Annotated in this window: 12 protein-coding genes; 6 read left to right on the plus strand and 6 right to left on the minus strand. The window is 32.2% G+C overall.

The features are described 5' to 3' along the window. The 3 genes from ACQ654_RS12170 to ACQ654_RS12180 all read left to right on the plus strand — a co-directional run bounded on the left by ACQ654_RS12170 (position 1) and on the right by ACQ654_RS12180 (position 1876). On the plus strand, positions 1-324 hold the full coding sequence (locus tag ACQ654_RS12170; protein WP_430410606.1) for an iron-sulfur cluster assembly protein: 324 nt from the start codon (positions 1-3) through the stop codon (positions 322-324). Between the two features lie 4 nt (positions 325-328). Then, positions 329-835, plus strand: coding sequence for a DUF2480 family protein (locus ACQ654_RS12175; RefSeq protein WP_430410607.1), 507 nt, complete (start codon positions 329-331; stop codon positions 833-835). A 117-nt stretch (positions 836-952) separates the two neighbouring features. Continuing rightward, positions 953-1876: a DUF3078 domain-containing protein gene (locus ACQ654_RS12180; RefSeq protein ID WP_430410608.1), complete on the plus strand. Its 924-nt coding sequence runs from the start codon at positions 953-955 to the stop codon at positions 1874-1876. A 180-nt stretch (positions 1877-2056) separates the two neighbouring features. Here the strand turns inward: ACQ654_RS12180 and ACQ654_RS12185 are convergent, their stop codons facing one another. Then, positions 2057-4474, minus strand: coding sequence for a DUF5916 domain-containing protein (locus ACQ654_RS12185; RefSeq protein WP_430410609.1), 2418 nt, complete (start codon positions 4472-4474; stop codon positions 2057-2059). Positions 4475-4739: 265 nt separating this feature from the next. Between ACQ654_RS12185 and ACQ654_RS12190 the strand changes: the two genes are divergently transcribed. From ACQ654_RS12190 to ACQ654_RS12200, 3 genes are all read left to right on the plus strand, one after another. After that, a complete protein-coding gene (locus ACQ654_RS12190) occupies positions 4740-6134 on the plus strand; it encodes a sensor histidine kinase (protein WP_430410610.1) in 1395 nt (464 codons plus the stop codon). Further along, positions 6134-6847: a response regulator transcription factor gene (locus ACQ654_RS12195; RefSeq protein WP_430410611.1), complete on the plus strand. Its 714-nt coding sequence runs from the start codon at positions 6134-6136 to the stop codon at positions 6845-6847. The genes ACQ654_RS12190 and ACQ654_RS12195 overlap by 1 nt, the downstream gene beginning before the upstream one ends. Positions 6848-7404: 557 nt before the next feature. Further along, positions 7405-8634, plus strand: coding sequence for a hypothetical protein (locus ACQ654_RS12200; protein WP_430410612.1), 1230 nt, complete (start codon positions 7405-7407; stop codon positions 8632-8634). A 70-nt stretch (positions 8635-8704) separates the two neighbouring features. On the opposite strand, the gene ACQ654_RS12205 is transcribed toward ACQ654_RS12200, so the two are convergent. The 5 genes from ACQ654_RS12205 to ACQ654_RS12225 form a co-directional block, all read right to left on the minus strand. Beyond that, positions 8705-10387 (minus strand): S8 family serine peptidase, encoded by a 1683-nt coding sequence (locus tag ACQ654_RS12205; RefSeq protein WP_430410613.1) that lies wholly within the window; start codon positions 10385-10387, stop codon positions 8705-8707. Between the two features lie 112 nt (positions 10388-10499). Next, the gene (locus ACQ654_RS12210; protein ID WP_430410614.1) at positions 10500-10937 is read right to left on the minus strand and encodes a hypothetical protein; all 438 of its coding nucleotides are present in this window, start codon (positions 10935-10937) and stop codon (positions 10500-10502) included. A gap of 1 nt (position 10938) precedes the next feature. Then, positions 10939-12609 carry a S8 family serine peptidase gene (locus ACQ654_RS12215; RefSeq protein WP_430410615.1) on the minus strand — a complete coding sequence of 557 codons (1671 nt, stop codon included), beginning with the start codon at positions 12607-12609 and terminating at the stop codon, positions 10939-10941. A 40-nt stretch (positions 12610-12649) separates the two neighbouring features. Beyond that, a complete protein-coding gene (locus ACQ654_RS12220; protein ID WP_430410616.1) occupies positions 12650-13159 on the minus strand; it encodes a hypothetical protein in 510 nt (169 codons plus the stop codon). 5 nt (positions 13160-13164) lie between these two features. Further along, positions 13165-14835 carry a S8 family serine peptidase gene (locus ACQ654_RS12225; RefSeq protein WP_430410617.1) on the minus strand — a complete coding sequence of 557 codons (1671 nt, stop codon included), beginning with the start codon at positions 14833-14835 and terminating at the stop codon, positions 13165-13167. Positions 14836-14844 lie beyond the last annotated feature (9 nt).

The following is a 14844-nucleotide window of genomic DNA, read 5'->3' on the forward strand; positions in this document are numbered from 1 at the left end:
ATGTCAACAACAATAGATATAGACGCTTTAGGCGAAAAAATAGTTAGAGTTTTAAAAACAATATACGATCCTGAAATTCCAGTAGATATCTACGAATTAGGATTAATTTATGATGTTTTTGTAAACGAAAACTCCGATGTAAAAATACTCATGACACTTACCTCTCCAAACTGTCCGGTAGCAGAAACGCTTCCATTAGAGATTGAAGAAAAAGTAAAATCATTAAAAGAAGTCAACAACTCTACAGTTGAAATTACCTTTGATCCTGAGTGGACCAAAGATTTAATGAGTGAAGAAGCAAAACTTGAACTAGGTTTACTATAAACAAATGGCAGAAGAAATTATCAATAGAGTTGCGCAAAGCAAATTAGTTACTTTCGATTTAGAGGATTATTATCCTGCTGGAGAACGTGTGCTTTTTGATATTTCTGATTGGTTGATGGAAGGACTTATTTTACGCGAAAAAGAATTCCGTAAACACGTTTCCGATTACGACTGGTCGCAACATCAAGGACAATATGTTTCCTTAATTTGCTCAACAGACGCCATTGTTCCTGCATGGGCATATATGCTAATAAGCGTACATTTGACACCTTTTGTCGAAAAAACGATAATTGGCACACTCGATCAATTGGAAACCTCAATTTATCAAGAAATCATTGCTGACTTAGATGTTTCTGATTATAAAGACAAACCTGTAATTATAAAAGGTTGTGCTAACAAACCCATACCAGACAATGCATACGCAATGATGACTGCAAAACTCCACAACGTTGCAAAAAGCGTTATGTATGGCGAAGCATGCTCATCTGTTCCGCTATACAAAAAGCGATAATCCTCAAGAAAAACTTTCAAGTTACTGGTAATCAAAAGTTTAAATTTTTTATGATATTTTTGTGTTATAACGAGCAACTACTATATTTGCCGTCGCAAAAACCTAAAATAAATACACATGAAAAAAATCGTATTTGCAATCGCATTATGTTTGGCATTTACTTCTATGAATGCACAAACAAAAGAAGAATTAAAAGCTCAAAAAGCAGAAAAACAAGCTGCAGCTGATGCTTTGCAAGGAGAAGCTAATGCTATACAAGCACAAATTGATGCTTTACCAGGATGGAAAAAAGGAGCATTTGGAACTATTGGTGGAAGTCTTTCAGAATTCAGCAATTGGTACGGACAAGGAACACCTAACGTTTCATCAGGAAATATAGGATTTACTGTAAATGCATTTGCAAACTTAAATCAAGAGAAGTTTTTCTGGAACAACAGTGCTAATGTAAACTTAGCTTGGGTTAAGTTTGATGATAAAGACGATCCAACTGATGATAAAAAGTTTAAAGAAGCTACAGATGTATTTAACATTAGCTCTTTATACGGACGTAAAATAACTGAAAAGTTTGCTATCTCTGGTTTAGCAGAATACAGAACAACAATATTAAGCAACTTCAACGATCCTGGATATTTAGATGTTGGTGTTGGTGCTACATGGACACCAATTAAAAACTTAATTGTGGTAATTCATCCGTTAAACTACAACTTTGTATTTAGTGACAACGATACTGTTTTTGAATCTTCATTAGGTGCAAAAATTGTTGCAGACTATACAAGAAATATTGGAGCTATCAACTTCAAAACGAACTTATCTATGTTTCAAAGCTACAAAAGTAGCGATTACTCAAACTGGACATGGACAAACTCATTTAGCTATACGTTATGGAAAATGATTGGTGTTGGTTTCGATTTTGGTTTACGTCAAAACAAACAAGAAGCTGTAAACTTCAATCTTGCACAAGGAAATGCAACAACTACGTTTGACAATGTAGACAACAAATTACAATCGTACTGGACACTAGGTTTAAGCTACAATTTATAAGAAACATTCATTTAATAATATATCAAAAGCGTTCCAATTGGGACGCTTTTTTGTTTTCTATTGTTATGTGAAACTGAATTAAGTGTAGCTCGACTAAAGAAATGTTATAGCGAATAAAATGAAGCTATCTGTTGCTAAAAACAAAGATTACTTCGTCAAAATTCTTCGCAATGACAAGACTCACAACTTCCTAATCTTATTATAATCCAAGAAATACGTCATTTTTAGCGAAATGGTATTGCTATTATCTTGTTGTAAAGTATTTTTTAAATTGGTTCCATAACTTGAATTAATTTGATTGTTAAACAAATTTGCACCTAATTTATAGTTAAAACTCAATTCGCTCGCTGGCGCAAATTGCCATCGTGCTATGTAATCAATCGTAAATGAATTGAAATTATCATCAAAAATATCTGGATCAATCATATATGTATTTCGGTCTAAATTGCCTTGATTGTTCAACGTAAATTGATCATCATAATCAACCTGAATCCAGTAATGACGCACGCGTACATTCATGCTCAGTTTTGAATAGATAGCATAACTTGCTTCAATGGTATTCGTCAGTTCTTTAACGCTTCGTTTTCCAAAAATCAGCGCGTCATTTTCACGCGTAACAAATCCGGAATTGCTTGGAATGTTTGTCAAATCTTGACTAAAATACAAGGAAACATGTTGTCCCAATTGCGCGCGAACGCCATAACCTGCAATAAATTCATCTGAAAAAATATCCGAATTCAAGGTTTGTACATACACTGCATAGCCTGCAAACGATAAGTTTTTATTCCGATTGGTTTGATACTCCGCAAAATATTCTAACTGTGCAGGTTTATTAAAATTTCGATCTTTGGTACGTGGTTCAAAAAAATCTTGACGCTTTTCTATATACGCAAACGAACCAAAAAATACACTGTTATTCTTAAATGTAGCATCACCTTGTAATTTGTAATACACAAACTCTTTTTCAAACAAACTGTAATAATAACGCTGTCCGTGATCAATTCCAATAGAATACTGATTGAACCATTTTTTAGGATTGTTATTCCTGTAATTTATATTTGCACGCAGGTTAAATTGATTGTTTCGCGTTAAAAACCCGAAGTCATTATTATCAAATTTTTCATCGTATAGATTTGCCGAAATTCCGCCTGTCCAATTTCCACTTACTTTTGACAAATATGCATAATACTGATGTCCAAATTCATCTTTCTGATCTGAAAAATATTTTTGTGAAACTGCTTTTTTCACATACAATGAATACGTTCGTTCTTTGGTATAGCCACGAAATAAAAGTGCAGACAAATTGCTATCATAGTCTTTTCCACTTCGCCAAACAGAATTGTTTAAAAACGTAATTGACGAATTGTTTTTCAACGTCTGATCTAACACCAAAGCATTGTAATTTGTAAATGGATTGGTTTGCACATTTCGAAATTCATTTGTGGTTGTATTCCGAATGGTAGCTTCACTCCTAGCCGTAATTCCGTTTAGCACACCAATAGAAAATCCTTTGGATGATTTTCCTGTAACTTTTACCAAATTTAAAATATTAGAAGCTATTGGGTTTTCTACAATTTCTTCATCTTCTCCCAAAGAAATATTATTGATATTGATTGGAACGCCACCAATTCTGCGCGTATACAAATAACCTCCTTTGTCAAAAATTTCTGTTCCTTCAATAAAAAATTGCCTGTTTTCATTGAAACGAACTTCAAACGGAGATAAGTTAAATATTTGATTGTCCGACAATGCTTGGCTAAAATCTGGAATTAACGAAACATCCAAAGTGTACGAATTGTCATGCACATATTTTACGTCCAAACCGCCATTTAAAGTTGTTTTGCTGGTTCCGTCTGGGCTTTTTTCATTCACAACAGACACAAACGGATAAAACGATAAGTTTAGCGGTGGCGTTATTTTTGGCAAATCTTCTAAGCTTCCAAATTGATTTAAATAGCCATCAACTTCTGGTTTTATTGGACTCCAATACGATTCTTCATTGAGTTTTGAAGCAATTCGTTGAAAGTTGATTTTGAAGTTATTCATATTTTCTTTCGGAAAACGAATGCTATTAAACGGAATTTTCAATTCGGCAATCCATTTGTCATCGTACAATTTTACAGCACTTTCCCAAACCACATTAAAGTTTCCATAACTATCATTCTGACTCAGTTTTATGTCTGTTTGCACGCCAGCCGCCGTTACCGTAAAGTCATATCCTTCACGCGTTTCGCCAAACGGATCAATTTGTATGGCAAAAACATCTGCATTTCCCGTATCGTCTCGCGCTGTCAATTGACTGTTAATTTCGGCTTTTGTGTCCACATGCATAATTCCTAAAACGTATATATAACTATCATCATATAACACTGCAATTTCCGTGTTCCGAACAGACGTTTTTCCGTTGTCAGGTCGTGTTTGAATAAAGTTTCCGGCAATTGCATGTTGTTTCCAATCGGCTTCGTTGGCAACGCCGTCAATGGAAATTTTGGTTGTAATTTTATGTGCTTTAATGGTTTTCTGTGCATGGTTTTTTAAGCCAATTAAAAGAAATAAGAAAACTAAAACATATTGTTTTTGATAGATGAATGGTTTCATGATGATTGATTTTTGAATGCTGCAAATGTGAAGAAGTCACACGGATAAACAGGTTAAGCACGAGTTAACGTGCGGTTAATGGCTGCTAACAGCGAAAAAGAAAATGTATTAACATAAGCTTGAAACACCTGTAAAAACAGTGATTCCGAGTGTTTTTAACGTTAATGATCGGTTAACGATCCGCTTTTGTATGGCTAGCATTTGTGTTATTGCTACTTTTGAATTGTTGAATCTGAAAAAAGATCGCATAACCATCACCAACTGAATGAAAAACAAAATAACCATACTAATCATTGCTTCTATTGCTACGCTTATTGCTTTATCGGGCATTCAAGGCTATTTAATTGAGAATGCATATCAGCTTAAAAAGAAATCTTTTATACAAGAAACCGATGATGCAATATCCAATATTGACAATCATCCAGAATTGGATTCGTTGGCAGATATTGTTGGAGACGATTTACGTACAAATTTAGGTGATTATGAAAATGACCGACTTTCCAAAGCTGAGGTTATTCGCAGGTTACGAATTAAAGGAGATAGCGTCAATACTCCGTATATGGAACGATATACGAAAGAATTGAATAGAATTAATTTAGGATATAAAATTCGTTATAAACGTGAAATTACAAGCATTGTTATTTTTAACGGACAAGAAAATGATACAATTTTCCCAATACCAAAACAGAAGCAATTAACCGTTTTTGGAGAAAATTTTAAAGATGAAGATTCGCATGTTGTCAAGAGTTCACGCATGTTTACGGAGTTTGATTTTATTACGAGGGAAAACGATAGTGTATTTACCAATACATTTGATGTAGAGCTAAAAGCAAGAGACGTTATTGTAATTACCGACTGGAAAAGTATTGTGTTTCGTCGTATGGCAATTTTGTTGATTTTCTCTTTATTGCTATTCTTATTCGTGGTTGGATTGCTGTATTATTCGATTAAAAATTTAATCAATCAGAAGAAAATTACTGAAATCAAAACGGACTTTATCAATAATATTACGCACGAATTAAAAACGCCGTTAGCTACTTTAAGTGTCGCTTCAAAAAGTTTGATGAATACCGAAATTCAGAATTCGCCAGAAGCATTTGAAAATACCTTGCATATTGTTGACAGACAGAATACACGTTTGCAAAAATTGATTGATCAGGTATTGACCAATAGTTTGAGTTCGGAAGACATTGTATTGTCAAAAGATGCTGTAGTTGATACGACTTATTTTAAAGATTTGGTAGACGATTTTAAACTATCTACACAGCAAAAATCATTAAAATTAATCAACAATATATATAAAGAAGATGTCATTTTACGAATTGATACATTTCACTTTACAACTGCGCTATTAAACGTTTTAGAAAATGCTGTTAAGTATGGAAACGATGAAACAGAAATTCAGTTAAAAACACAATTAAAAAACAACAAATACGTGATTCAGATTAGTGATAATGGTTCGGGAATTTCTGAGAAAGATCAGGCTCAAATTTTCGATAAATTTTACAGAGTTAGTCACGGAAACGTTCACAATGTAAAAGGACTTGGTTTGGGCTTATATTATACCTATCAAATTGTACAGGCACATCAAGGAAAAATTACTGTACAAAGTGAGCTTACAAAAGGAACAACATTTACCATCATAATACCAATTAACTAATGCAAAAGACCAAAGTTTTACTCGCAGAAGACGATTACGATTTCGGAAGTATTTTAAAACAATACTTGGCAATTCATAATTTTGAAGTCGTTTGGGCAAAAGATGGCAAAGAAGCATTAACCTTTTTTACCGCAACCGAACACCAAGAAACCAATGCATTTGATATTTGTGTGTTTGATGTAATGATGCCAAAATTGGATGGTTTTTCATTGGCTGAAAAGGTACTACAATTGAACTCAGAAATTCCTTTTATCTTTTTGACTGCCAAGAAGATGAAGGAAGATAAAATACGAGGATTAAAACTCGGAGCTGACGATTATATCGTTAAACCATTTGAGGCAGATATTTTAGTTTTACGCTTACAAAACATATTGAAACGATCACAAAAGACGAATGTTTCATCAAAAAACGAACACGAATATTCGATTGGGAAGTATGTTTTTGACACTGTAAACTATCAATTGAAACTCAATGGAGAAACCCAACGAATTACTGAGAAAGAAGCGCAACTTATTCAGTATTTCTATGACAATAAAAACCAAATGGTAAAGCGGGAAGACGTTCTCGAAAATGTTTGGGGAAATGACGATTTCTTTTCCGGAAGAAGCATGGATGTTTTTATTAGCAGACTTCGGAAATATTTTAAGCAAGATGCCACTATCGCTATTGAAAGTACACGCGGTGTTGGATTAACTTTTAAAATTAGTAAGTAACATAAAAAAACGAACTTAATTACATGTGTTTTACGTAAGAGAATTGCTTAATCTCGATATAAAATTCTTTCCATTTCGACTTCGCTCAATGTGCAAGAATTTAACTCGATCTGACGTAATTTTAACTTAAAAACAAACTAATGCGAACACATTTGACCATTAAAAAACAATAAAAACGAACAAATGAAACGAGCATCTACCACAAGAATTTCAAACGAATGGAAATCTTTATGATGCGAACACATTTGACCATTAAAAAACAATAAAAACGAACAAATGAAACGAGCATCTACCACAAGAATTTCAAACGAATGGAAATCTTTATGGTGCGAACACATTTGACCATTGAAAAACAATAAAAAACGAACAAATGAAACGAGCATCAACCACAAGAATTTCAAACGAATGGAAATCTTTATGGTGCGAACACATTTGACCATTGAAAAACAATAAAAACGAACAAATGAAACGAGCATCAACCACAAGAATTTCAAACAAATTGAAATCTTTATGATGCGAACACATTTGACCATTGAAAAACAATAAAAAACAAACAAATGAAAACTTATTTTATAACAATTATATACATCGTATTTGCATACACTTTAAGCAATGCGCAAAATACGCCGACGCCACCATCAACAAGTTCAACACAAACGGAAAGCACTTCCATTTCAATAAGTCATACAGAAGATGATTATAAATTGCGAGCACGTTTTCCTAAAAATAGATATGAAAAACTAAAAGAGCTTATTCAGAATGAGCTTGGCGGAAAAAACATGGACATTGGCAAAGGATATTCTAAATGGAGTAATGACGAAAAAGTATATTACGTAAAGCTGACTGAAAAAAGTCTTCGAATTTCATTAGATTTAAATGTAGCATCACCTGAATTAACTGAGAAATTTGAAGCTTTGGGTAAGAATGTAAAAATAATTGTTTCAGGTAGTTCAGCGGCGGCTGAAAAAGACAGAATGCAGCGAGAAGCTGATCGTATGCGTCATGAAGCTGATCGTATGCAACTTGAAGCAAAACGATTGGAACAACAACTAAAACGAGATGCAAAACGTGCTGAACTTGAAGCCAGACGCACCAAAAAACGCATAGAGCGAGATGCAAAACGTATAGAAATGGAAGCAAAACGTTTGGACAGAGAAGCAAAACGCTTTGAAGAGCGAGCGCGTCATAAAGGTGGTGTTGGCACACACATTAAACAATTACTAAACGATTCAAAAACTATATATACTGCAACTTCGGGAAGTTCGTTAAACTGGATTTGGCCAGCAGTTCAAACACAGCTATTAAGTAAGCTAAAAGCTGACGGACTTATTACATCGGATGATGAAATTACTTTAACTTCGGAAAGAGATCAACTATATGTAAATGGCACACAATTGTCTGAACGCCAAAATGAAATATACCGAAAAATATTTATAGATGCAGGCATTCATCAAAGCGCTGATTTTTCGTTTTATAAAAAAGGAAATCATATTGTTGTTATTGGGTTAAATGCTAAAATAAAGAAGTTCTTTAACGATTTATATGCTAAAAACTACATAGCTTCAAAGGATGAAGCTGTTAAGATATTAATTAATGGCGATTCGGTAGTTCAGAACGGAATTACATTATCTACTGATAAAGTAGCAAGCTATAATGCTATTTTGCGCGACAACGGCATTATTCCTGCGCCAGGGAAGTATATTGAAATGAAAAAAGCGGGAAGTTACCGACTTGGTTATAGTTTAGGAAAAAACGGAATTATTGGTACTTGGATTCATGAAGATTAATTTAGCAACAATTTTATATACAAACATAAAACCCTTTATCAGTATGTATTGATAAAGGGTTTTGTTGTTTTTAGTATTTTCGTTTCTTCTTCTTTTCCTTTGAAACCTGTTCTGCTAGTAGCAACGCATTATAGGCATTTACTATTTTTCCTGATTTAGATAGGGAACTGAATGGGACTAATTCTTTTTCTTTACTTAAAGATGGTTTGTTTACCATAATATCATATGAAGTGCCTGATTCCATGATGATTTGTTTTACTTCTTTGGCTGTCAAATCGGGATAGTAGGAAAAAAGCAAACTTGCTACACCGCTCACAACAGCGCACGACAATGAAGTTCCTGTATCAGTAGCCATCTGCCATCTATTTAAGCACGAAATTCGTGTACCTGGAGCAAATATATCTACTTCTCTTTTTCCATAGTTAGAAGCTCTCTGTACTAGCTTGGTATTTAAATTATAAGATGTATTCCCAACTTTTATAAAATTATTGACAAATTCAACTCCGTCATTTTTAGCATCATTAGGATAGTTTTCAATGTCATCCAAATTATAACTATCATTCCCTGCCGAGGTCACTACTAATACTTCACGTTCATCTGCATACCTTAAAGCATCATAAACCAATTCTGGATGCAAAGAAAAATCTTTACCAATACTCATATTAATCACTTTTGCATCATTATCTACAGCATAGCGAATTGCCAAAGCAATATCTTTATCATGCTCATTTCCTGCTACAGAAATGCTTAAAGGCATTATCTTGACTTTATCGTTGATTCCTTCTACTAAAGTATCATTTCTGGTTGCAGCAATAACTGAAGACATTTCTGTAGAGTGACTAAACTTTCGGAAACCTTGAACTTTATTATTCCCATAAGGAACATCATTTAGGTCGTCCGTATTATCACTAGTTAAGGAGCGCTCATCAAAATCGAAATTCAATTGATAATCAATTGTTTCTTTATAGAATCTTATTTGATTACTAATCGATCTCAAAGTATTCTTATATTTTTTATAATGTATTAGTCGCTCTAATTTTTTAATCTCTTCTTCACCTTTCAACGTTTGTTTTAAAGAATCTAGCTGAGATACGTTGTATGGTTCTTCACTTTCAGGCAGATATTTAGCAAGTATTTCTTCTCCAGAAATAAAACGGTTTTTAGCAACGGTATAATCATCAAGACCTGTCTGAGCTTTTTTTAGTTTTTTATTATATAAAATGTATGCTTTTTGATACAGTGCAAATTCTCTTTTTCTGTTCTCGGAAACTTCTTTTACAGAAACAATATTTTTAAATAGTGGATCGTATTTTTTTATAATTCGCACATATTCAAAATGACCATAATATTTAGATCTAGGACTTCCTTCTGTGCTCCCTACATAATTCCAGCCATGAATATCATCTACATATCCGTTATTGTCATCATCAATATTATTGTTTGGAATTTCATCTTTGTTTACCCAAATTTGACTTTTTAATTCTTCTTGGTCAATATCTAGTTCAGTATCGATGACAGCAACAATAATTGTATCGCCTTTTTTGTTGTTTAAAAAATCATAGGCTTTGTGTAAACTAATTCCGGGTATTGAATCTGTATAGATATCTTTAAAATACCAGTCTTTCTTTTCTTTTTCGGTAAGTGGTTGTTTATTGGAAATAGCAAACGTAACTGCTTTTGGAGATTTCACAGAAGCGCAAGATATAATACAATAGCAAATTGAAAATAGTGTAACTAGTTTTAATAATTTCAAAAGTGGTAGTTTTTACGAAGTAAATATAATAATATCGTATCTAATATTCTTCAAGTTGAAATGTACCTTCAAAATCTTTATTTTGAGTGTATAACTCTATTCCTAATAAACCCTAATGTAGTAATCCATAGGCTTCATATGAAAAAGCACCATCCGTGTTTTTATTAATGACAATATTTTTATATTCCCATTGAAAACCGCTTATAAATCCATCTAATCTACTTTGGCTAGAAACGGGAACAAATTCACCTTTTGCATCTTTCGTAAACCGAACTGAGAGATGAAATGTCAATGACAAATTTTCTTCCAGTCTGGTATTTATTTCTTTAGTAACATCACTTTGCGTTACAGTACCATTAAGTACGTATGTGTTGTCAAGTTCTTTATCCTTTGCATTAATAATACCCAAAACACCTAATACTAATATTATAATAATAGGATTACCGTATTTGTTATTGAATAGCTTTTTTCCTTTTGTAAATAACGACAATAGCAATGCAAAAAAGAGAATCACAAAAGCTGCATTAATGAGTGACCAAATGATGCACATGCTATTTTCGTTTTTTTTTCTTTTTAGAAACTTCTTCAGCCATTAATAAAGCGTTGTATGCATTTACTATTTTGCCTGATTTGGACAGGGAACTGAATGGGACTTTTTCAGGGTTACGCTCTTCTCCTTCAGTGAATGGTAAATATACATTTGCATCAACTAAAGTTCCTGAACTTAATATTATATCTTTTACTTCTTTAGCTGTTAAATTTGGATAATAGGAACGAATTAACGAGGCAATACCAGAAACAATAGCACAAGATATAGAAGTACCCGAATCAGTAGTATAACTTTTTCGTGTAATTACTCTTATATTTTCTCCAGGAGCAAAAATATCTACAGTTGTTTTACCATAATTTGAATAATCAGAAACAATACCCTTTTTATAATTAGAAGAACCAACAACTATGAAGTTATTTGAAATTTCGTTTTTATCTTTATTCATATCATTCGGGTAATAGAAAACATCTTTTTTATCTAAATTTAAAGATTCATTACCTGCGGACGAAATTAAAAGAACATCATTTAATTCAGCATATTTAATTGCATCTATTATCCATTCTTCATTCATAGAAAACTCTTTTCCTATACTCATGTTGATAATTTTTGCACCATTATCAACTGCATATCGAATTCCTAATGCTATATCTTTATCGTATTCATTACCGTTGGTAGAAACAATTATAGGCATAATTTTCGCTTCATCATTGATTCCATTTACCCCATAATTATTATTTCTAATTGCAGCTATAACACCTGCTACTTTACTACCGTGACTCATTTTTCTAGTACCCCTAACTTTGTTATTACCGTAACCTACTTCTGCTAGATTAAAAGGATTATCTGTAGTTAATCTATCTTTGTGTTTAAGGTTATAAATTTTAAACTTTCTATTGCTGTGAAGGTTTATAACTTTGTTGATCCATTTTTCATCGATCCCTCTCTCTAAACAATATTTTGTTGAGCTTATTTTTGTTTTTACAATTGAATCTGTACTCACTCTATCTAAAGAATCTAATTTTTCGAGCGTAAATTCTTTAGTGTTAAATAAAACATGCATTGTATCAATCAGTTTAAAATAACGTTCTTTAAAACCTTTAAAGTAGATTATATTTTCTTCCGCTTGAGAAACTTGATTATTTAACTCTAAAGTAGCTCTTTCATAAAGCCTAAACTTTGTAATTTGACTGCTATCAATATCACTAATTTTTTTGGCTTCAAAAAGTTTCTCATATTTTTTAATGATTCGAACAGATTCAGAATGTTGATACAATACAGAGTCTTTTTCAGTTGTTCCTAAAAAATTCCATCCATGAATATCATCTATATACCCGTTATCGTCATCATCTACTCCATTCTCTGGTATTTCATTCGTATTTACCCAAATATTACTTTGTAAATCTTTATGACTTATATTGACTTCTAAATCAATCGTGGCAACAATAATTGTATCGCCTTTTTTGTTGTTTAAAAAATCATAGGCTTTGTGTAAACTAATTCCGGGTATTGAATCTTTATAGATATCTTTAAAATACCAGTCTTTCTTTTCTTTTTCGGTAAGTGGTTGTTTATTGGAAATAGCAAATGTAACTGCTTTTGGAGATTTCACAGAAGCACAAGATATAATACAATAGCAAATTGAAAATAGTGTAACTAGTTTTAATAATTTCAAAAGTGGTAGTTTTTACAAAGTAAATATAACAATATCGTATCTAATATTCTTCAAGTTGAAATGTACCTTCAAAATCTTTATTTTGAGTGTATAACTCTATTCCCAATAAACCCCAATGTAGTAATCCATAGGCTTCATATGAAAAAGAACCATCCGTATTTTTATTAATGACAATATTTTTATATTCCCATTGAAAACCGCTTATAAATCCATCTAATCTACTTTGGCTAGAAACGGGAACAAATTCACCTTTTGCATCTTTCGTGAACCGAACTGAGAGATGAAATGTCAATGACAAATTTTCTTCCAATTTGGTGTTAACTTCTTTAGTAACATCACTTTGCGTTACAGTACCATTAAGTACGTATGTGTTGTCAAGTTCTTTATCCTTTGCATTAATAATGCCCAAAACACCTAAAACTAATACTATAATAATAGGATTACCGTATTTGTTATTGAATAGCTTTTTTCCTTTTGTAAATAACGACAATAGCAATGCGAAAAAGAGAATCACAAAAGCTGCATTAATGAGTGACCAAATGATGTACATGTGTTTTATTTTTTACGCCTTTTTTTCTTTTTAGAAACTTCTTCTGCCATGAGCAACGCATTATAGGCATTTACTATTTTTCCTGATTTGGACAGGGAACTGAATGGGACTTTATTTGGGTTTCTTTTTTGTCCTTCAGAAACTGGAGCATAAACATCAGTGTCTACAGAAATCCCAGATTTCAGTATCAGCTCTTTTACTTCTTTAGCTGTTAAGGCTGGGTAATATGAGCGAATAAGTGACGCTATTCCTGAAACAACAGCGCAAGAAAGAGAGCTTCCCGAGTCTTCCCCAACTCCATCATTTGTTAAAACTTTTATTTCTTCTCCAGGAGCAAAAACATCTACTGTTGTTTGTCCATAATTTGAAAAATTAGAAACAATATTTTCAGTATAGTTAGAGGAACCAACAGCAATAAAATTATTTGAAAACTCATTTTTATCTTTATCCATATCGTTAGGATAATAAAAGATATCTTTGGTATCTAAATTCAACCCTTCATTTCCTGCTGCTGATATTATAAGAACATCTTTTTTATCAGCATATATAATAGCCTCTCTAATCCATTTTTCATTTATTGAGAACTCTTTACCAATACTCATATTAATAACTTTCGCACCATTATTAACTGCATATCGTATTGCCAATGCTATATCTTTATCATTTTCATTTCCAAAACTAGATATTACAACTGGCATAATTCTTACCTTATTTGTAATCCCTATTACTCCGTATTCATTAAACCTATTTCCTGCTATTACACCAGCTACCTTAGTCCCGTGATCCATTTTTGCAGTTCCTCTAACATTATTATTTCCATATATAGAATCATTAATATCATCTAAATCGTCATCCGTAAGTCTATCATCATGCTCTAAATTATACGTCATATCTAGATTATTTTTATGAATACTAATAATTTGATTAACTCTTTTTTCATCTATCCCATTTTGAATTAAATATTTAGTACTTGATATCTTGACTTTAATAATAGAATCATTACTTTTTTTAGATAAAGAATCTAATTCTTTTACAGTGAACTTTTCTTTATTAAATAGTGTTTTCATAGTGTCTCTAAGACTCAAAAACCTTTCCTTAAAACCTTGAAAATATTTTAAATTAAGTTTTGCCTCATCGATTTTTTCTTTTTGATAATTTAAAGCCCTCTTATAAAGTTTAAAACTCTCTAGGTCTGAAGATTTCACTTCAGATTCTTTTACGTTTTTATATTTATTATATTTATTCAGAATTCTTACTGCTGTGCTTTTATGATGTATTATTGGAGTTTTTTCTGTTGTTCCTAAAAAATTCCAGCCATGAATATCATCTACATATCCGTTATTGTCATCATCAATATTATTATTTGGAATTTCATCTTTGTTAATCCAAATTTGATTTTTTAAATCTTCTTGAGCAATATCTAGTTCAGTATCGATGACAGCAACAATAATTGTATCGCCTTTTTTGTTGTTTAAAAAATCATAGGCTTTGTGTAAACTAATTCCGGGTATTGAATCTTTATAGATATCTTTAAAATACCAGTCTTTCTTTTCTTCTTCGGTAAGTGGTTGTTTTTTGGAAATAGCAAATGTAACTGCTTTTGGAGATTTCACAGAAGCACAAGATATAATACAATAGCAAATTGAAAATAGTGTAACTAGTTTTAATAATTTCAAAAGTGGTAG

This window comes from Kordia sp., assembly GCF_965283645.1.
GTDB lineage: Bacteria > Bacteroidota > Bacteroidia > Flavobacteriales > Flavobacteriaceae > Kordia.

Excerpts from the sequence above, each read along its gene's own strand:
- ACQ654_RS12170 (WP_430410606.1), top strand. The coding sequence starts at position 1 with ATGTCAACAACAATAGATATAGACGCTTTAGGCGAAAAAATAGTTAGA.
- ACQ654_RS12175 (WP_430410607.1), top strand. The coding sequence starts at position 329 with ATGGCAGAAGAAATTATCAATAGAGTTGCGCAAAGCAAATTAGTTACT.
- ACQ654_RS12180 (WP_430410608.1), top strand. The coding sequence starts at position 953 with ATGAAAAAAATCGTATTTGCAATCGCATTATGTTTGGCATTTACTTCT.
- ACQ654_RS12185 (WP_430410609.1), bottom strand. The coding sequence starts at position 4,474 with ATGAAACCATTCATCTATCAAAAACAATATGTTTTAGTTTTCTTATTT.
- ACQ654_RS12190 (WP_430410610.1), top strand. The coding sequence starts at position 4,740 with ATGAAAAACAAAATAACCATACTAATCATTGCTTCTATTGCTACGCTT.
- ACQ654_RS12195 (WP_430410611.1), top strand. The coding sequence starts at position 6,134 with ATGCAAAAGACCAAAGTTTTACTCGCAGAAGACGATTACGATTTCGGA.
- ACQ654_RS12200 (WP_430410612.1), top strand. The coding sequence starts at position 7,405 with ATGAAAACTTATTTTATAACAATTATATACATCGTATTTGCATACACT.
- ACQ654_RS12210 (WP_430410614.1), bottom strand. The coding sequence starts at position 10,937 with ATGTGCATCATTTGGTCACTCATTAATGCAGCTTTTGTGATTCTCTTT.
- ACQ654_RS12220 (WP_430410616.1), bottom strand. The coding sequence starts at position 13,159 with ATGTACATCATTTGGTCACTCATTAATGCAGCTTTTGTGATTCTCTTT.